Annotated in this window: 22 protein-coding genes; 7 read left to right on the forward strand and 15 right to left on the reverse strand. The window is 30.6% G+C overall.

All coding sequences use genetic code 11. From position 1 onward, the window contains the following. Nucleotides 1-73: 73 nt before the first annotated feature. From bamA to AJN69_RS08440, 7 genes are read left to right on the forward strand one after another with little or no spacing between them, the layout of a single operon-like run. Nucleotides 74-2293 (forward strand): outer membrane protein assembly factor BamA, encoded by a 2220-nt coding sequence (gene bamA / locus AJN69_RS08410; RefSeq protein ID WP_070288072.1) that lies wholly within the window; start codon nucleotides 74-76, stop codon nucleotides 2291-2293. Further along, nucleotides 2293-3015, forward strand: coding sequence for an inositol monophosphatase family protein (locus AJN69_RS08415; RefSeq protein ID WP_002870405.1), 723 nt, complete (start codon nucleotides 2293-2295; stop codon nucleotides 3013-3015). Before bamA ends, AJN69_RS08415 begins: the two co-directional genes overlap by 1 nt. 8 nt (nucleotides 3016-3023) lie before the next feature. Then, nucleotides 3024-3866 (forward strand): acetyl-CoA carboxylase, carboxyltransferase subunit beta, encoded by an 843-nt coding sequence (accD, locus tag AJN69_RS08420; RefSeq protein ID WP_002877210.1) that lies wholly within the window; start codon nucleotides 3024-3026, stop codon nucleotides 3864-3866. A 1-nt stretch (nucleotide 3867) separates the two neighbouring features. Continuing rightward, entirely contained in the window at nucleotides 3868-4317 is a 450-nt protein-coding gene (locus AJN69_RS08425; protein WP_070210196.1) for a 23S rRNA (pseudouridine(1915)-N(3))-methyltransferase RlmH, read from the forward strand. 11 nt (nucleotides 4318-4328) lie between these two features. After that, a complete protein-coding gene (gene dksA / locus AJN69_RS08430) occupies nucleotides 4329-4691 on the forward strand; it encodes a molecular chaperone DnaK suppressor DksA (RefSeq protein ID WP_002870403.1) in 363 nt (120 codons plus the stop codon). Beyond that, complete coding sequence (locus AJN69_RS08435) at nucleotides 4681-5667, forward strand: hypothetical protein (protein ID WP_002877207.1); 987 nt, start codon at nucleotides 4681-4683, stop codon at nucleotides 5665-5667. The genes dksA and AJN69_RS08435 overlap by 11 nt, the downstream gene beginning before the upstream one ends. Next, entirely contained in the window at nucleotides 5664-6590 is a 927-nt protein-coding gene (locus AJN69_RS08440) for a tRNA-dihydrouridine synthase (protein WP_070243412.1), read from the forward strand. Before AJN69_RS08435 ends, AJN69_RS08440 begins: the two co-directional genes overlap by 4 nt. A gap of 24 nt (nucleotides 6591-6614) precedes the next feature. Here AJN69_RS08440 and AJN69_RS08445 read toward each other — a convergent pair whose 3' ends face one another. The 15 genes from AJN69_RS08445 to atpC all read right to left on the reverse strand — a co-directional run bounded on the left by AJN69_RS08445 (nucleotide 6615) and on the right by atpC (nucleotide 17291). Further along, complete coding sequence (locus AJN69_RS08445; RefSeq protein WP_070288074.1) at nucleotides 6615-7817, reverse strand: Cj0814 family flagellar-dependent secreted protein; 1203 nt, start codon at nucleotides 7815-7817, stop codon at nucleotides 6615-6617. Between the two features lie 127 nt (nucleotides 7818-7944). Then, the gene (gene ybeY / locus AJN69_RS08450; RefSeq protein ID WP_070288075.1) at nucleotides 7945-8352 is read right to left on the reverse strand and encodes an rRNA maturation RNase YbeY; all 408 of its coding nucleotides are present in this window, start codon (nucleotides 8350-8352) and stop codon (nucleotides 7945-7947) included. Further along, nucleotides 8349-8963 carry a recombination protein RecO gene (gene recO, locus AJN69_RS08455; protein WP_002851895.1) on the reverse strand — a complete coding sequence of 205 codons (615 nt, stop codon included), beginning with the start codon at nucleotides 8961-8963 and terminating at the stop codon, nucleotides 8349-8351. The genes ybeY and recO overlap by 4 nt, the downstream gene beginning before the upstream one ends. Then, nucleotides 8963-9484, reverse strand: coding sequence for an isochorismatase family cysteine hydrolase (locus AJN69_RS08460; protein ID WP_002785057.1), 522 nt, complete (start codon nucleotides 9482-9484; stop codon nucleotides 8963-8965). The genes recO and AJN69_RS08460 overlap by 1 nt, the downstream gene beginning before the upstream one ends. A 4-nt stretch (nucleotides 9485-9488) precedes the next feature. After that, a complete protein-coding gene (locus AJN69_RS08465; protein WP_002866734.1) occupies nucleotides 9489-10244 on the reverse strand; it encodes a tRNA 2-thiocytidine(32) synthetase TtcA in 756 nt (251 codons plus the stop codon). Continuing rightward, on the reverse strand, nucleotides 10241-10930 hold the full coding sequence (gene pfs, locus AJN69_RS08470; protein ID WP_002859787.1) for an aminodeoxyfutalosine nucleosidase: 690 nt from the start codon (nucleotides 10928-10930) through the stop codon (nucleotides 10241-10243). The genes AJN69_RS08465 and pfs overlap by 4 nt, the downstream gene beginning before the upstream one ends. Then, a complete protein-coding gene (locus AJN69_RS08475; RefSeq protein ID WP_261663985.1) occupies nucleotides 10927-11799 on the reverse strand; it encodes an ACP S-malonyltransferase in 873 nt (290 codons plus the stop codon). The genes pfs and AJN69_RS08475 overlap by 4 nt, the downstream gene beginning before the upstream one ends. A gap of 47 nt (nucleotides 11800-11846) precedes the next feature. After that, nucleotides 11847-12410, reverse strand: coding sequence for a peptidylprolyl isomerase (locus AJN69_RS08480; RefSeq protein ID WP_070274127.1), 564 nt, complete (start codon nucleotides 12408-12410; stop codon nucleotides 11847-11849). 14 nt (nucleotides 12411-12424) lie between these two features. Beyond that, the gene (locus AJN69_RS08485; RefSeq protein ID WP_002860944.1) at nucleotides 12425-13372 is read right to left on the reverse strand and encodes a tol-pal system YbgF family protein; all 948 of its coding nucleotides are present in this window, start codon (nucleotides 13370-13372) and stop codon (nucleotides 12425-12427) included. Nucleotides 13373-13375: 3 nt separating this feature from the next. Beyond that, nucleotides 13376-13873: a peptidoglycan-associated lipoprotein Pal gene (gene pal / locus AJN69_RS08490; RefSeq protein ID WP_002851617.1), complete on the reverse strand. Its 498-nt coding sequence runs from the start codon at nucleotides 13871-13873 to the stop codon at nucleotides 13376-13378. Nucleotides 13874-13949: 76 nt separating this feature from the next. Further along, nucleotides 13950-15158 carry a Tol-Pal system protein TolB gene (gene tolB / locus AJN69_RS08495; protein WP_044779377.1) on the reverse strand — a complete coding sequence of 403 codons (1209 nt, stop codon included), beginning with the start codon at nucleotides 15156-15158 and terminating at the stop codon, nucleotides 13950-13952. A gap of 9 nt (nucleotides 15159-15167) precedes the next feature. Further along, the gene (locus AJN69_RS08500) at nucleotides 15168-15947 is read right to left on the reverse strand and encodes a TonB C-terminal domain-containing protein (RefSeq protein WP_070280650.1); all 780 of its coding nucleotides are present in this window, start codon (nucleotides 15945-15947) and stop codon (nucleotides 15168-15170) included. Nucleotides 15948-15949: 2 nt separating this feature from the next. After that, entirely contained in the window at nucleotides 15950-16339 is a 390-nt protein-coding gene (locus AJN69_RS08505) for an ExbD/TolR family protein (protein WP_002860941.1), read from the reverse strand. An 8-nt stretch (nucleotides 16340-16347) separates the two neighbouring features. Then, entirely contained in the window at nucleotides 16348-16902 is a 555-nt protein-coding gene (locus tag AJN69_RS08510) for a MotA/TolQ/ExbB proton channel family protein (RefSeq protein WP_070288078.1), read from the reverse strand. After that, nucleotides 16902-17291: an ATP synthase F1 subunit epsilon gene (gene atpC / locus AJN69_RS08515; RefSeq protein ID WP_002851752.1), complete on the reverse strand. Its 390-nt coding sequence runs from the start codon at nucleotides 17289-17291 to the stop codon at nucleotides 16902-16904. Before atpC ends, AJN69_RS08510 begins: the two co-directional genes overlap by 1 nt. Nucleotides 17292-17294 lie beyond the last annotated feature (3 nt).

The following is a 17294-nucleotide window of genomic DNA, read 5'->3' on the forward strand; positions in this document are numbered from 1 at the left end:
TTCTACCTTAGTTTTTTTGTTAAATTTTTTTTGCTATTATACAGCTTTTAATAAAGCTTTAGGTAAAAAATCAATGAAAAAACATCTTATTAGTATTTGTGCTTTAGTTGCTATAGCCAATGCAGCAACCATTAAGGATATTAAATTTATCGGATTAAACCACTTATCAAATACAAGTGCCATAAATATTACAGGGCTTAAAATAGGAGAAGAAATAAATCCTGCAAAAATCAACACTGCTATTCTTAATCTTTATAAACAAAATTATTTCGAAAATATTGCAGTAGAAAACAACAATGGAATTTTGGAAATTATAGTTACTGAAAAACCAACTATAGCAAAGGTTACTATCACAGGTATAGCTTCAAATGATAGAAAACAAGTTGAAAGTATTTTAGGGATTAAAAGAGGTACGCTACTTGATGAAGGAAGTATAAAAGAAGCTATTGAACGCATTAAAGCTTATTATGAAGCAAAAAGTTATTTTGATACTATTGTAGAATACAAAAAAAAGACTTTAGAAAATACCGATGGATTAGAGCTTGAATTTATAGTAAATCGTGGTGAAAATATCATTATTGATAATGTTCATTTAAGTGGAGCCAAGAAATTTTCATATTCTGATATAGAACCTTCAATTGTCAATAAAGAAAAAGAATTTATGGGTTGGATGTGGGGGCGCAATGATGGAAAATTAAAAGTTTTTGAGCTTAGTAATGATAGTTCAAGAATTGCTGATGAGTACATGAAAAAAGGATATTTAGATGTTCAAGTATCTCCTCCTTATCTTAAAACCTACACAGATACTTATCAAGCAAATTTGACTTATTTTATCAAAGAAGGAAAGCCTTATAAAATTAAAAGTATAAACATAGAAAATCCTTTATTTGATGATAAACAAAATGCACAAACCGTAAAAGATTTAAGATCAAGCGCTGGCAAAACTATCAATATTGAAGACATTAGAAAAGATGTTAAAACCATAGAAACACAAAGTGCTGATTTAGGTTATGCGTTTGTAGAAGTCTATCCTGATATTCAAAAAAATGATCAAACTCAAGAAGCTACCGTTGTATTTAAAGTAATCCCTCACGATAAAGTTTATATAAGAAATGTTATTATTTCAGGAAATTCACGCACTGTAGATCGCGTCATACGCCGAGAATTATATATAACAGAAGGTAATTTATACAATAGAACAGACTTAAGCGAGTCAAAAAATGCTTTAAAAAGAACTTCTTATTTTGACGATGTAAATATCAAAGAAGAAAAAGTTGATGATACACATATTGATTTGATTGTTGATGTTAAAGAAGCTTCTACAGGAGCTATTTCTGGAGGCATTGGCTATGGATCAAGCGATGGTATTTTACTTAATGCTTCTTTATCAGATACAAATATCTTTGGTTCAGGAATAAAAAGCTCTGTAAGCGTAGATAAAAGCGATGATACCTTATCAGGAAGGATTAGTCTCATAAATCCACGCGTTCTTGATAGTCAATATAGCCTAGGTGGAACACTTTATTCAAATAACTATGAATGGGATAATTATTCAGAAAAAAATTACGGCTTTGATATAACAGTTGGACGCCAATTTGCAAGATACTATAATGTAAGCTTAACTTATAATCTTGAACAAAGCGATATTTATCACTTAAGTCCAACTCTTTTAAGAACAGGATATGAACTTGGCAAAAGTATTAAAAGCTCTATAACTCCAGCAATCACCTTTAACAATACAGATGATTATTATCTGCCACGATCAGGTATCATTGCTTCAACTAGTTTAGAATACGCTGGACTTGGCGGAGATCAAGAATTTATTTCATCAAGCTCTAAATTTAACTTTTATCAAGGTTTGCAAGACTATATAGGATATGATCTTATTTATCGTTATAAAGCGAGTTTTTATAAAGTATGGGATGAAGGCTATTTGCCAATTAATCAAAGAATTTATTTAGGTGGTATTAGATCGATACGCGGTTTTGAAAGCAGAACGGTAAGTCCTAAAAACCAATGGGGAGATGAAGTGGGAGGAACCATAGCTTTTGCCAATTCCGTAGAACTTAGCTTCCCTTTGATTGATAGAATCAAACTTCGTGGTAGCGTGTTTTTTGATTATGGTATGATAGGGCGTAAAAATTTAGATGAAATAAAAAGAATGAGTACAGGTATAGGCATTGAATGGATTACACCAATTGGGCCTTTACAGCTTGTATTTGCCAAACCTCTTAATGATAAAAAAGGTGATGATACTAATAGTTTTGAATTTAATCTTGGAACACGCTTTTAATGAAAGAATTTTTAGATGCTTGCTTGAATGCAAATTTGCAAATACGCAAGTATCTAAACAATATCCCACAAAATGATCTTAAACTTTGCTCTAAATTAGGCTATGATAAAAATCAAGGCTATGAGCTTGACTTAAAATGTGAACAAATTTTCATAAAATACCTTAGTTGTTTTGGGCAAATTTTTTCTGAAGAAAGTGGCTTGATCGGGAAAGATAACCCAAAACAAATGATTCTTGATCCTTTGGATGGAAGTTCAAATTTTGTTTCTAAAATACCATTTTATGGAACTTCTATAGCTCTCATAGAAAAAGATCAGGCAAAAAGCGCTTTTGTTTGCAATCTTGTCAGTCAAGAAATTTTTGCTTTTAATAACAATCAAGCTTTTAAATCTAATCTTTCCGATCCAAAATACTCACCCTTAACACCTAATCTATTTTCTAAAATAGGTATAGTTGAAAAAATTTCACTTTATCCAGAACTTCTCGATTTTTTAACAAAAAATCAATTAAAATTTCGCTCTTTGGGCGCAACAGCCTTAAGTCTCGCTTATGCTTCGTATTTTAGTTTTGTATTAATTCTTGGAAAAACACGAATTTTTGATACAGTAGCTGCTTTAACAATTCATCAAAATTTATATATAGAAAAAAATGAAAATTTCCTTCTCCTAAGCCAAGACAAAAAAATTTTTGATATAATCTTAAAATTTTTAAAAAATAATTAGGTGAATATATGAATTTTGCAGATATTTTTTCAAAAATAAGAAGACAACAACCTAGCGTTAAAGAAGCTCCAAATCACTGGGTAAAATGCCAAAGTTGTCATGCTTTGATGTATTATAAAGAAATAGAATCTTGTTTTAATGTTTGCCCTAAATGTAATTATCACATGAGAATTTCAGCTGATGAACGTATTAAACTTTTAAGCGATGAAGGCAGTTTTATTGAGTATGATGCAAATTTAGAGGCTATAGATCCTTTAAAATTTGTTGATAGCAAATCCTATAAAAAACGCCTTAGCGAAGGTGAAAGTAAAACAGGTAGAAAAAGTTCTGTTATTAGTGGAGAATGTGAAATCAATGGTTTAAAAACCCAACTTGTTGTATTTGATTTTTCTTTTATGGGCGGATCTTTAGGTTCTGTTGAAGGAGAAAAAATCGTTAGAGCTGTACAAAGAGCCATCACAAGCAAAACCCCTCTTGTCATCGTAAGTGCAAGCGGTGGAGCTAGAATGCAAGAAAGTACTTATTCTTTGATGCAAATGAGCAAAACTAGCGCCGCACTTAAACTTCTTAGCAAAGAAAAACTTCCTTATATTAGCATTTTAACTGATCCTACTATGGGCGGAGTAAGTGCTTCTTTTGCTTGGCTTGGAGATTTAATCATCGCTGAACCTGAAGCTTTAGTCGGTTTTGCTGGTGCAAGAGTTATTAAACAAACTATAGGAGCAGATTTACCTGAAGGCTTTCAAAAAGCAGAGTTCTTGTTAGAACATGGACTTATAGATGCCATAGTTGAAAGAGGAGAACAAAAACAATATCTTAGCGATGTGCTAAAATTTTTCAGTGGAAAATAATTTGCAAGTTAATATCTTTTGTATTCAAAAAAGTGATGAATTTAAAACTTGGAGTGAGAAATACTCTAAACTTATTTCTAAATACGCCACTTTAAAAGAAATAAATGTTTTTAATAAAAAAATAGCCTTAGCTCAAAATTTAAATGCCATAGAAGCAAAAAAAAGCTATGAAGAAGCTTTTATGCCTTATAAAAAAGGCTATTGTATCGCTCTTGATGAACAAGGGAAAGAACTTACAAGTATAGAATTTGCAAAACTCATCCAAGATAAAAATGAATTAAGTTTTTTTATAGGTGGTGCTTATGGTTTAAGAGAAGAATTTAATCAAAGTTTGGATTTTAGACTATCATTAAGCAAACTTACTTTAGCACATCAATTTGTTAAAACCTTACTTTTAGAACAAATTTATCGTGCATTTTGCATCAACAACAATCACCCTTATCACAAATAGAAAGTTTTAAAATGAAAAAAAATGAAATACAAAATTTCAAAAATATTTTAGAAGAAAGAAAAAAAACCATCTTAGAAAATTTGCAAAGCAATTCAAATGAAATCGAAGCTCTTCACAATAGCGTCCCAAGCGATAGTGTAGATTTTTCTATCATAGAAACAGGCTCTCAAATTGACTTTACTATCAGCACCAATCTCAAAGAAGAACTTATAGAAATCGAAAATTCTTTAGATAAAATCAAAAACGGCACTTATGGAATTTGCGAATCTTGCGATGATGAAATCGACTCTCAAAGACTAAAAGTCAAACCTCACGCAAGATATTGTATCACTTGCCGTCAAATTGCAGAACAAGGAAAAAAACATGAAAATTAAACTCTTTTTACTTGCAAGTTTTATTTATATAGCACTTATTTTTGCCTTTGCTTGGCATCTAGAACTAGGAAGCTATACTCTAAATATCAGTACTTATACCTTTGAACTACCTATTATGATATGGCTTGTTATTCCTTTATTTGTTTATATGATTTTAGCCGTTTTGCACATAGCATTTTATGGATTTTTGCGTTATTTAAAATTTAAGCATTTTTTTAAAGATGCAGCTAAATTTGAAGCTTATACTCAAGATTTGCTCCTTGAAAAAGATCTTAAAACCACTTTTCAAACAAAAGAATTTAGAGCTGTGGCACAACTTTTTAAAACCCTAAAAACACATGAAAAAATTCCACACTCAAATAAAATCAATGAAATTTTAGATCTTATTGATGGTTTAAATAAAAACGAATTTTTTAACCTTAGTAAATTTAAACTCGAAAATAACAATGTTTTATATTTGCAAAATGAAAAAAATCATCTCAAAAACGATGCAAATTATGCCTATAGCAAACTTAAAAACCTTAATGAAATCAAAGATGAATTTGAAGAAATTGCTTTTAACACTCTTATAGAAAAAGCTAGTTATGAACAAATTAAAAATGTAAAAATCCCTAAAAAGCCTTCTGAAGTTCTCACACTTATCAAGCGTTTTAAAGAAGGAAATTTAGAACTTAGTGCAGCAGAATATGAAGTTTTACTTTCACACAATATACTAAGCGAAAAAGACTATCTTAACGCAGCAAAACTAAGTACTAAACTTTTAAATCCTGATGCTATTTTAGGAATTTTTAACAAAATTAAAAATGAAAAAAGCGAAGCTTTAAGAGCACATTTATATCTTTTAGCTGAATTTGGACTTTTAGATGAGTTAAGAGAGCAAATTCACAATGATGATAAGAAATTTAATGATTTTAAAGCCTTTTTAGCCTTGCGTGAAAAAAATATCAAAATCAATCTAAACCAACTCATACAATGATAGATTTTAGCAAAAAACCTTTATTTTTAGCTCCTATGGCAGGTTTTTCAGATCTGCCTTTTCGTAATGTAGTAAAAAAATTTGGTGCTGATATCACCATAAGCGAAATGATAAGTTCTAATGCCTTAGTTTATGAAAGTTCTAAAACTCTACATATGCTAGAAAGAGCTGAATTAGAAAATCCTTATATAGTCCAAATTGCAGGTGGAGATAAAGAAGTGCTAAAAAAAGCAGTGCAAATGCTAAATGAAATGGATTTTGTAGATGGGATTGATTTTAATTGCGGTTGCCCTGTAAATAAAGTTGTTAAACAATGCGCTGGTAGTGCTTTGCTAGAAAAATTAGAGCTTTTTAAAAATCTTGTAGGAGTAATTAAAGAAAACAATAAAAAAAGCCTTACAAGTGTGAAATTTCGACTAGGATTTAATGAAAAATATCCTGAAAAAATGGCTAAAATTTGTGAAAGCTTGGGGGTGGATTTTGTAAGCATCCACGGACGCACAAGAAAACAGCTTTATAGCGGAAAAGCCGATTATGAATCCATTGCCAGTGCTAAAGCGAGCGTGAAAATTCCTGTGATTGCAAATGGTGATATTAACGCACAAAACGCTAAAGAAGTTTATGAAATCACAAAATGCGATGGACTCATGATAGGGCGTGCAAGCGTGGGAAATCCTTGGATATTTTATGAAATCAAAAGCGGTAAAAGCGTAGATGAAAAACTCAAAAAAGAAATCATACTCACTCATTTTGATGAAATGATAAAACACTACAAAGATCAAGGCGTAAGTATATTTCGCAAACATTTACACGAGTATTCTAAAGGCTATAAAGACGCTTCAGCCTTTAGAGATAGCGTTAATCGTATCGACAATGTCGAAGAAATGCGAAAAAAAATAGAAGAATTTTTTAGTTTAACTTGATCGATTTTTATAATTTAAAAAACCTTAAGCCTTAATATCTATACTTTTTGGTGCAGAATTTAAAGAAAGAATTTTATTAAATTCTCCTGCATCATCATCACTAAATTTCACACCAAAAAGAATTTCTAATTCTTTACTAGTGTTAAATTTATCTTCTAATAGTTTTTTTACAAGCTCGTTTCTTACATTATCATCTTTGTAAGTTTCTTTGTTTTTACTTTCTGCTTGTATAGGTTTAAAAGGCTTTTCTTTGTCTTCTTCTGAAGTTTCTTTGTTATTTGTATTTTTTAAAGGATTGCTATAATCTACACCTTTTGCCTTTTCTGCTTCTTCTAGTGATTTTACAAACTCATCGTGCCTTTGTTTAAAATCAAGATATTTAGTTTTAAATTCTTCTAGGCTCATATTAGAATTAATAAGCTTATTGTATTCATCTCCTAAATTCTCAATAGTTTTTATTAGTTTATCATCTCCTAAATTTTTAGCTCTATTTATATAATTCCATATTGATAAACTATCTCCCATAGGATTGCCCCAGCCATCTTGCTCGTAGGAATATTTTAAAGGATTTTTATTCATAAAGGACAAAAATTCTTTTATTTCATTGTTGTCCGTATCGCTATTAAGTCCAGCTAATTTACCCAGTAAGGTTGTTTGTCCTTTAATTGTGCTAAGATTATTTATAAAAAACGCAATTAAAGCACCACCTTTAGATATTTTGTTATCATGTATTTGATATTTATTAGAACCCAAATCTGCTATATTTTCATCAGTAAGCTTCCAAATGAAAGCATTATCGCTTTGTAATTCTTGCCAATAATTTACCCCATCTTTTTGGGATAGATTTTTTAAATCCTGTTCTTGAAAGCTTTCTCCTAATCCCTTATCTTTAACAAAAGAAGAAAAAGAGTTATAAGCATTTCCTATTGTTTTAGCAATGTCTATTTGAGAGTAAAAAGGTTGTCTTTTAATAAAGTTATTTACAAAATTATTTAAACCATCTGCATAAATCTTATAATCTTTTGGCAAGCCTGCTGCTTCGTTGAAATCACTTGTAAAAAAGCCCTCTTTATCTACGCCATAGCCTAAAATTTTATCTACCGCTTGTGATTTATCACTTACAAGGTTATTATTTGCTATGGCATTAGATGATTTTGTATTTGAAGTAGTATTACTAAAAGTATTTGTGTAATTGTAGTTTGAATAAGAATTTATACCATTAATCATTTTTGCCTTCCTTGTAAATGAAATTTATTAAGATAAATCGGCAAAAATGATTTTTTCTTAAAATATCTACTCATAATTTAAAATATATAATATAAAACCTTCTAACACTCGAAGAAAAAATTCTTACTTAATCTTTTAAAGTCCTTATAATCAAACTTTTAGGCAAATTAAAATGCTCTATAAGTTCTTTCTCTTTTTCTCTCATTTCTCCATTATCATTTTCATGATCAAAACCTAACAAATGAAGCATAGCGTGGATAAAAAGCAAGCTTATTTCTTCTTCATAGCTATGCCCTAACTCTTTAGCCTTCTCTTTTGCCAAATCCACATTGATCACAACAGAACCCAAAGGCAAACTCTCATCGATATTTTCAAGCGGAAAAGAAAGTACATCAGTGGTTTTATCTTGTTTTCTTTGCTCTAAGTTAATTTCTTGCATTTCTTTACTATCCACAAAGACAAGCTCCACATCTTTAGGACTTAAAAAACTTGCTATAGATTCTAAAAAATCACATTTTTCATTACTTAATATCATAAACCTTCCTTAATCAAATGATATAAATTTTCTATTTCTTCATCATCAAAAATCGCACAATTTTTACTGCTATAAAATTGTTTTAGTTTTTTCTCTTCAAACTCAAATCCTAAAGCACATTGAGAATGCGAAGGTAAAAAAGCCCTTAGTAATGTAATGGAATTTTGAATTTTCTCATCACAGGCAAAACAAAAAAAATCTTTATGCAATCTTCCTTCAAATTCCAAAATTTTTAAATAAGCATCAACAATAACACGCTTTGGATTTTGTTTTTCAAACCTTTTCACACACTCATCAAGTAAATCAAAATAAAAACTATCAAGCTCTTCCACATCTTTTAAGTGTCTATATAAAAGACGGATAAATTCTTGCCAAATAAGCATTTTATCCCTTTGCATAATCCATAAAAATCCCAAATGCAATACATCTTTAAGTCTTGGTAAAAAACTAGGATTTTCTTCTAAAGCAAAGTCGATTTTATAGCCGCTTAAAATACTAGAATGTCTAAGTCCATAAAAACGATAAGCCTTAATAAGCATTTTAGGACTTAAAATATAAACGATCAAATCCTCATCTTTAACTTTTTGAGTATGAAGTATAAAGCCTTGCATTAAACAATTTCAATACCATAAGCCCTAAGTATATCAAAAGCGGATTTTTCTAAATTTTCATCAAAACTTGCACTTAAATTTTGGTGTAAAATTATCCTTGCATTAGGCTTAGCGCCAAAAGCTAAAATGATATTACAAAACACACAAATATGAGAAACAAGCCCTGCAAAATGAAGTTCTTCATAATCGCTTTTTTGTATGAAATTAGCTAGTTCTAAGCTACCAAAAGTATTTTTATAAAAAATTTTATGAGCTTTTTGTAAAAAAGGTTCAAATTCCTTTGGCATTTGCCAACCCAAACTCTCTTTAATACAATGTTTTACAGGTAAATTTAAACCTTCTTTACTTTGTAGATAATGCTCATCATGCGTATCATAGGTTAAAAGCAAATGCGTGTTATTAAAATCGATTTGATTTAAGGCTTTAAGAATATTTTCTTTGATTTTTAAAGCCTTATCAAAACCTAAACTTCCATCAATAAAATCATTTTGATAATCCACTAAAACAAAAGCTTTTTTCATGCTTTTATGCCTTTTGAAGCCAAAAACTCTCCGTGTGTAAATTGGCAAAAGCGGTTTTTAAACTTGTAAAAAGCTTAGGATGATCTTTTTCTAAATTTGCTAAAAGCTGTTTAGCTTCTTCTCTAGCGTGGGGGAATTTTACATTTTTTTCGCTGAGTTTCATACCAGGACAAAATTCATTTCCTATCACGCTAAGTTCATTTTGTGTAGCATTATCCCTAAGCTGTCTTTCTCGCACAAAAATCAAAGGGCGTATCACAGTTACACCGCGTTTGCTTTGATAAATAGGCGCTAAGGTTCTTAAAGCTCCATTATGAATAAAATTCATAAAAAAGCTTTCTGCTGCATCATCTAAATGATGGGCTATAGCAAGCTTGTTAAAACCTTTTTCAAGAGCGTAAGTATATAAAGCTCCACGACGCATTCTCGAAAAATAACTACAAAAACTTGAATTTTCTCTTATGGTATCGCCTGAAACTTCATAAATATTTGAATCAAGCACGCTATGTTTAATGCCGTGTTCTTCACAATGTGCATGAAGATGAGAATAATCCTCGCCCATGCCATAACTCAAAGTTACCGCTTCAAGTTCAAATTTAAAAGGAGCATGAGCTTGCATACGATTTAAAAGATGGGCTAAAGCCAAAGAATCTTTCCCGCCACTAAGCCCTAAAAGAACCCTATCTCCATCTTTAATAAGTCCAAATTTAGCATTAGCTTGTGCAACTTGGCGTATGAGTTTTTTGCTAAGATTTATCATAATTTCTCGCACATTTTAAGCACAAAATTGGCTGAAATTTTAGCTGAATTGATCACAAATTCATCAAAATCAAATTCAGCCTTTTCCCCTGCTTTATCACTCATAGCTCTTAAGATAAAACAAGGCACCTTTAAAGCATCACAAACCAAAGCCACACTTGCGCCTTCCATTTCACAAGCATCCGCATTGAAAATTTCTCTAATTTTTGCTTTTTTTGCTTCATCGCAAATAAACTCATCACCCGTTGCAATAATACCTGCACGAAGTTTGATATTTAATTCCTTAGCAACTTCTAAAGCAAGATTGTTTAATTTCTCATCGGTTTTGATAAAAATTTCATTACCTGGAACAAAACCCAAAGGATGCCCAAAAGCGGTAATATCAAGATCGTATTGGGCTAATTTTGTTGCATAAAGCAAATCACCAATTTCAAGTTCAGGATTAAAAGCACCTGCAACTCCTGTAAAAAGCAAAGCTTGTGCGCCAAATTTTTCTATCATCACACTAGCACTAAGAGTAGAATTTACCTTGCCGATTTTAGAATACGCTAAAACAAGTTCATGATTTTTATACTTTGCAAAATAATAAGTATTATTAGCGTGTTCTATTTTTGTATAATCTTTAAGTGTTTCAAGCAAAGGAGTGATTTCTTCACTCATGGCTCCTAAAATTGCTATTTTCATCATATAACCTTTAAAAATTCATCAATATCATTCATATTTGTTAAAGCATAAGTTTCTTTTGAAGTGATTTTTTTATTCAAACCCTTAAGCACGCTTGCACCAAATTCTATGAAATAATCTACTTCATTTTCACATGCCTTAATGCTTTGTTTATAAAGCACAGGAGAGATAAGTTGTGCTTTTAAAAGTTCAAGGGCTTCTTCTTTGCTTGTATAAATTTTAGCATTTGCATTAGAAATTACGGCTTTAAAATTTGGTTTTAACACCTTTTCAAGCTCCACACAAAGCTTAGCTGAAGCATTTTCCAAAAGAGGACAATGACTTGCCACGCTCATATTTAAAAGCATAGCTCTTTTAGCTCCTGCTTCTTTAAATACACTTTCATAACTTGCTAAATCAGGTTTTAAACCTGCTACAACGATTTGTCCATCGCAGTTATAATTTGCAGCGAAAATTTGCTTGTTTTCTTTTTGTGCTTTTTGGCAAAGCTCTTCAACCTTTTCATCATCAAGCCCTAAAACAACCATCATACCCGCTTCAACTTTTACACAATCTTCTTGCATAAAAAGCCCTCTTTTATTGACCAAAGAAAGAGCCTCTAAAAAATCAAAAGCACCATTAACAGCTAAGGCTGAAAATTCACCTAAAGAATGCCCTAAGGCAAATTTCGAACTTAAATCAGATTTTTTTTCAAGCAAAACACTATAAGCCATTAAGGAATTTAAAACGATGGCAGGTTGAGTAAATTCACTTTGATTGAGTTTTTCGTTTTCTTCAAAAAGCAAATGTTTAAAATCAATCTTACAAAAATCACTTGCATTTTGAAGGAGTTCTTTGGCTTTTATAGAGTTTTCATAAAAATCTTTTCCCATGCCAAGACTTTGAGAGCCTTGACCTGGAAATATAAATGCAGTATTCATTAATGACAACCACAACCGCCGCCGCCACAGCAACCGCCGCCACCGTGTCCGTGATGATGATCGTGTTTATGTCCGCTTCCACAACCACAACTATGACTTCCTGCGATAATACCTGTAAGAATTTCATCTTCACTCGCAGCTCTAGCATCTACGATATTTAAAGAAAAAAGCAAATCACGACCTGCATAAGGATGATTATAATCAATTGTGACATCATTTTCGCCAATTTCTTTTACAGTTACACGAACGGTTTCACCATTTTCACCTTCGCCAAAAAGCTCCATACCTACCTTTAAATCAATACCTGCAAATTGCTCTTTTGGCAAAGTTTGAATTGCATTTTCATCGTATTCGCCTAAACCTTTTTCTTTTTGAATTACCACATCAGCATTGCTAGGGCAATCAAGCTTCATCACTTCTTCTTCTAAGCTTTCTAAAATCTGACCTTTGCCTAAAATAAAAGAAATAGGTTGAGAGTATAAATTTGATTCTAAAACTTCATTTGTATTTGCGTCTTTTAACTCATAAAACATTGAAACTACGCTATTTTTTTCTATAGCCATTTTATCTCCTTAATTTATTTTCTATTAGGTGAAGCTTTTGCTTCGGGTGAATTTGGATAATTAGTTTTTAAAGCTTTATAAAAACCATTTGCTGTTTTTGTATCACCTGTTTTATCCAATGAAATGGCAGTATGATATAAAAGTTTTGGGAAATAATCCCCTTTTGTACTCAAAGAAGAACTTTTTTTATAATAAACAATAGCATTGTTATAATTTTTTTGTTTATACTCGATCTCCCCTAACCAAAAATTTGCTCTTGCAGGTTTATACTGCTTTGTTATGAGAAAATTTAATTTTGCTTTGGAATCTTCAAAAGCATTTTTATCAACATCTTTTATCGCTAATTCTAAAATTTCATTATTTTTTTTCTTTTTCCAAGATTCATCAATTTGTTTTGCTTTATCATCCTGGGTATTTTGAGTATTATTGTTTTCAATGGTACTATTTGAATCTGCAGTTGAAACAACAACACTAGGTGTAATAGTTTTAACGCTTAAATTTGCATCATTTAATTCGTTTTTAGAAACATAATTTGCATTAATAGCATCTACTAAAGAACTAAGTTCGGCTAAAACTTTTTTTACTTGCTTATTATTAGCTTCTTGAATTTTTCTACTTTCTTCAACATAAGCCTTTAATTTTTGAATTTCACTAGTAAAATTATTTTCAATATTTTGATTATTCTCTTCAACTTGACTTAATCTAGAATTTGATTTAGCATATTGAGAATTTATACCTTCTAAAGTGCTTTGTAAACCCTCGATTCTTTCGTTAATTTCATTAATTCTAGCATTTGTTTGTATATTTTCATTATTTAAATTATCTAACTTTTCTTTAAATAATTTTTCATTTGAAGTTAAACCATAAGAAGAATTGCTTGTTATATCTCCTGCACCAAAAGCTGAGCTTTCTGCATAAAGTAAAGTAGCTCCAAGAAGAGCTACTGTGAATATTTTTTTCATTAATTATCTTGATAATTTAAATTCAGCACGTCTGTTTTGCGCATCACAAGCTTTAGTTTTTTCAGTGCACACAGGATTTGTTTCTCCATAGCTTTTAACAGCAATTCTATCAGCATTTACACCTTTAGCGATTAAAGCTTCTTTTACAGCTTTTGCTCTTTTTAAACCTAGAGCTTGGTTATATTCATCAGTTCCCCACTCATCGCAGTTTCCTTCAACAGTAATACTTACACCGCTTACTTCAGTGTTAAAGATATTAGCATTCGTGCTTACAACATTTTGCATATCAGGACGAATGTTGAATTTATCAAAATCAAAATATACTTTATTTAAAGTATCATTAAGTTGAGAAATTTTTGAATCAATATCCCAACCATCACTTCCACCTGAACCACGATTTGAATCAACACTACTATCACCGCTTACGCTAGTGCTTTTTGTGCTACAACCACTAATAACAACTGCAAGAGCTGCAATTGAAGTAAAAAGAATTTTTTTCATTTATGACCTTTCAAAGTTAATAAATTCTTACTATTATATCTAATTTTTAATTAATTTTAACCTAAAATTGAAATTTTTACCAATCAATTGATTGAATTTTTCCAACCCTAAGAGGAAAATAAAAAGTCTTATTTGCATTTACACGAATAACACCTAAAGCACTTTGCGCACCTAAATATTTAATAAATACTATACTTCCACCGTCACTAGAAAATCTTGGAAATAAATTTTTTCCATTTGCTGTAAGTTGACGAATATAATCACTATTAATTGACATCAAATAAATATTAAAAACACCTGCTTGATTTGGTTCACGACTTGAATAAACCAAAAAATCTTTATAAGTCGAAACAGCCGAATTGTTTCTACCATGAAAAACAACTTGTTCAGCACTATTACTATTTAAATCTTGCATAAAAATATTAGGATATCCTAAACGATCGCTTACAAATACCACTTTATTATCATCTGAGCCAATAAAATTTCCATTAACATCAATACCAGAATAATTAGTTAATTGTGTTAGATTTTTGGTATTTAAGTCATATAAATAAACATCAGGCTGATCTTTTGGAGCCATGGTAACAAGTAGTTTACTTCCATCTACACTCACATCACTTGCTACAACCATGCCGCCACTTGATAAAATTTTACTAGCTTTATTGGTATTTAAATCATAACGGTATAAAGTTGGCTTATCATGATCATAAGCTGTATAATAAAATAGAGTTTGTTCTTTATTTCCCCATTTTGGAAATAAATTAAGCCCACCATCAACAATAACTTTTTGATAAGTTAAAGTATAATCAGCCATAATAATTTGACTTTTTTTAGAGCTAGAATTTCTCGCGATCAAAATTTTATGATCCATCCAATCAACAGGTGCAAGTCCTAATGCATTTACAGAAGCTTTGACGCTTTTATGTGCCAAAAATGGATATTGCTCTAAACCATTTAAAGTATAAGTTTGCTCTGACTTATCAGAACCGCCAGCTTTTATTTTTACATTTAAACTCAAAGTGTTACCATTTTTATTTAAAGCGTATTCAAAAGTATAATTACTTGTCTCAGTTGCATTAGCAACAACTTCAAAGTTTGAACTTACTTTCAAATCGTTCACAATGATATTATAAAAGCTTTTCTTTAAATTCTCATCACTTAAATTTGAATTATCTTTAACGATAATCTTTGGTAAAACTACACCAGAATTAACAACATCAATCACTGGATCTTCTGCCCAAAGACTTCCTAAAAAGACTAAAAAAATTGCTACAATTTTTTTCATTTTTTTCTCCTAATCATTTTTAACTTTTGCTTCATCTCTTAAATTCATGGTAATGCTTATATTTTTATTTTGCGGAGGATAAGTAATAAATTTACCTTTTTGACTTTCTAAAAATTCAGCCACTTTAGCATCATATAAAGGATTCCCACTTTTTTCAACTGAAGTATAGCCAAATTTTCCATTTTCATCAATAAAAATTTTTACCTTAACAGAAATTTTTTCACTATTTGGATAATACTGAGTCCATCTTTGAGTGATAATACGCACAACTTTCCCTAAAAATTCATCATAAATTCCAATCTTTTGCGCCTTTGTGCTTTCTCCTTGTGTTGAACTTTCTTCTTGAAGTAAACTATCATTAAGTTGTTTTACAAGTTCGGAAGCTTGAGGTTTTGGGGCACTAGAAGCTCCTGATTTAGCACTTGATTGAATTTTTGTAGTCTTTTCTTCTTGTATTTCTTTGATATTTCCAAAAAGCTCATTAAAATTACTTGCCTTTTGGTCAATATCTTCTGTTTTAACTGTTTTATTTGTAGTCTGAGCAAAAAGCTTTTCTATATCAACTTGCTCTGTTGGTTTTTGTATTTCTTTAGGAGTGTTGCTTTGAGTAATAACTTGTTTTGATGGTTCAGCAAGTTCAATATCTACAAAACTATCTTTTATATCGGTATATTGTATAGCAGGTTCAACCTCGCTTACAAGTCTAAAAAAAACAAGAATTACTATACTAATATATATTACTAAAGCAAGTAAAAACGAATTTAAATTACTCAAACCATAATTTTTCATGATTATTCAGTCTGTAAAGCAACTTTATTAAATCCTAAATTTTTTACACTTCTTAAGACTAAAATAACATCGTCATATTTTAAGCTTTTATCAGCGCGTATAAAAACCGGATCTTCGGTATTAAATTGTGCTTTTCTTTGAGCAAGATTGTCAGCAAAACTTATAAAATCGTATTTTTCTTGATTTAAAAAAATTTCTTTTTTTGCATTAATACTAATAATTAAACTCTTAACAGTTGGAGAGCTAGTATTTTTTTGACTACCTTGTGGAAGATTAATTTTTTCTTCATAAGTAATGCTTGGAGCTGTTACCATTAAAATCGCAAGCAATACAAGCATAATATCTACTAAAGGCGTGATATTAAGTTCAGGTTTTTCATCATCAAATGGCATTTTTAACCTTATTTACTCGAACTTATAACTTTAATCTCGCTATCAATAATGCTTAAAAGTTCGAAAGCTTTTCTTTTAATGATAAGATGAAATGTATAAGCAGGAATTGCCACTAAAATACCACAACCTGTAGCAACTAAAGCCTCGCTGATTTTAGGAGCTATGATACTTAAAGAATTTTGAGTTCCAAGCCCACCAAAAGTTTCAAGTATAGAAATAACTGTCCCAAAAAGACCTATAAAAGGTGAAGTTGAAGCAATAATACTAAGCCAAGTAAGTCCAGCAGAAGCGCGACGACTTGCTAAATTTTTATAGATTTCTAAATGATTTGAAGTTGTATCATTGCATTTTCTTAAAATCGAATCAGTACGACTTAAATCCTTCTCACCCAAGAGCAAAGTTTCTAAACTTTCTTTTTCCTTATTTCTCCATGTAGCCAAATAAGTCAATCTAGCAAACAAAATACTAAATGCTAAAATAAAATATAAAGAAAGCCATAATAAAACTATATAAGTAATAATACCTGAACTATTGAAAAAATGAAATATAGCTTCAAAATTCATTAATGCATCCTTGCATTATCAAGTTTTGAAAAAGTTGCTGCTAAAGCTGCATTATCAGAACTCATAGATTTGATCAAATCTTTTGCTTGAGCAAGATTTTTTTCAATCTCACTTTCATCACTTCCGCAAACCCAAACCGCACCCTTTGCTAACACGCAAATCTTATCTTCATCTACCTTTGCATGCCCAGCATCAATAGCAATTAATTCATGATTTAAATCAGCTTTTTCAATATCAATTACTCCAGATTTTAAAGAAGAAACCAAAGCAGCATGTCCTTTAAGCACGCCAAATTCTCCTTCACTACCCGGTAAAGTAACAGATTTTACTTCTCCTTGATAGATTACACCCAAAGGCGTAACTATCTCGAAATTAATCAAATCGTTCATAAA

Source organism: Campylobacter sp. BCW_4338 (assembly GCF_001763255.1).
Classification (GTDB): Bacteria; Campylobacterota; Campylobacteria; order Campylobacterales; family Campylobacteraceae; genus Campylobacter_D; species Campylobacter_D jejuni.

What these genes read in the sequence shown, in the direction of transcription:
- AJN69_RS08465 (WP_002866734.1), bottom strand. Translation starts at nt 10,244, where the DNA reads ATGATAAATCTTAGCAAAAAACTCATACGCCAAGTTGCACAAGCTAAT.
- AJN69_RS08445 (WP_070288074.1), bottom strand. Translation starts at nt 7,817, where the DNA reads ATGATTAATGGTATAAATTCTTATTCAAACTACAATTACACAAATACT.
- pal (WP_002851617.1), bottom strand. Translation starts at nt 13,873, where the DNA reads ATGAAAAAAATTCTTTTTACTTCAATTGCAGCTCTTGCAGTTGTTATT.
- AJN69_RS08505 (WP_002860941.1), bottom strand. Translation starts at nt 16,339, where the DNA reads ATGCCATTTGATGATGAAAAACCTGAACTTAATATCACGCCTTTAGTA.
- atpC (WP_002851752.1), bottom strand. Translation starts at nt 17,291, where the DNA reads ATGAACGATTTGATTAATTTCGAGATAGTTACGCCTTTGGGTGTAATC.
- AJN69_RS08460 (WP_002785057.1), bottom strand. Translation starts at nt 9,484, where the DNA reads ATGAAAAAAGCTTTTGTTTTAGTGGATTATCAAAATGATTTTATTGAT.
- bamA (WP_070288072.1), top strand. Translation starts at nt 74, where the DNA reads ATGAAAAAACATCTTATTAGTATTTGTGCTTTAGTTGCTATAGCCAAT.
- AJN69_RS08440 (WP_070243412.1), top strand. Translation starts at nt 5,664, where the DNA reads ATGATAGATTTTAGCAAAAAACCTTTATTTTTAGCTCCTATGGCAGGT.
- AJN69_RS08510 (WP_070288078.1), bottom strand. Translation starts at nt 16,902, where the DNA reads ATGAATTTTGAAGCTATATTTCATTTTTTCAATAGTTCAGGTATTATT.
- dksA (WP_002870403.1), top strand. Translation starts at nt 4,329, where the DNA reads ATGAAAAAAAATGAAATACAAAATTTCAAAAATATTTTAGAAGAAAGA.
- ybeY (WP_070288075.1), bottom strand. Translation starts at nt 8,352, where the DNA reads ATGATATTAAGTAATGAAAAATGTGATTTTTTAGAATCTATAGCAAGT.
- AJN69_RS08435 (WP_002877207.1), top strand. Translation starts at nt 4,681, where the DNA reads ATGAAAATTAAACTCTTTTTACTTGCAAGTTTTATTTATATAGCACTT.
- tolB (WP_044779377.1), bottom strand. Translation starts at nt 15,158, where the DNA reads ATGAAAAAAATTGTAGCAATTTTTTTAGTCTTTTTAGGAAGTCTTTGG.
- pfs (WP_002859787.1), bottom strand. Translation starts at nt 10,930, where the DNA reads ATGATGAAAATAGCAATTTTAGGAGCCATGAGTGAAGAAATCACTCCT.
- AJN69_RS08500 (WP_070280650.1), bottom strand. Translation starts at nt 15,947, where the DNA reads ATGAAAAATTATGGTTTGAGTAATTTAAATTCGTTTTTACTTGCTTTA.
- AJN69_RS08415 (WP_002870405.1), top strand. Translation starts at nt 2,293, where the DNA reads ATGAAAGAATTTTTAGATGCTTGCTTGAATGCAAATTTGCAAATACGC.
- AJN69_RS08485 (WP_002860944.1), bottom strand. Translation starts at nt 13,372, where the DNA reads ATGAAAAAAATATTCACAGTAGCTCTTCTTGGAGCTACTTTACTTTAT.
- AJN69_RS08480 (WP_070274127.1), bottom strand. Translation starts at nt 12,410, where the DNA reads ATGGCTATAGAAAAAAATAGCGTAGTTTCAATGTTTTATGAGTTAAAA.
- recO (WP_002851895.1), bottom strand. Translation starts at nt 8,963, where the DNA reads ATGCAAGGCTTTATACTTCATACTCAAAAAGTTAAAGATGAGGATTTG.
- AJN69_RS08475 (WP_261663985.1), bottom strand. Translation starts at nt 11,799, where the DNA reads ATGGGAAAAGATTTTTATGAAAACTCTATAAAAGCCAAAGAACTCCTT.
- accD (WP_002877210.1), top strand. Translation starts at nt 3,024, where the DNA reads ATGAATTTTGCAGATATTTTTTCAAAAATAAGAAGACAACAACCTAGC.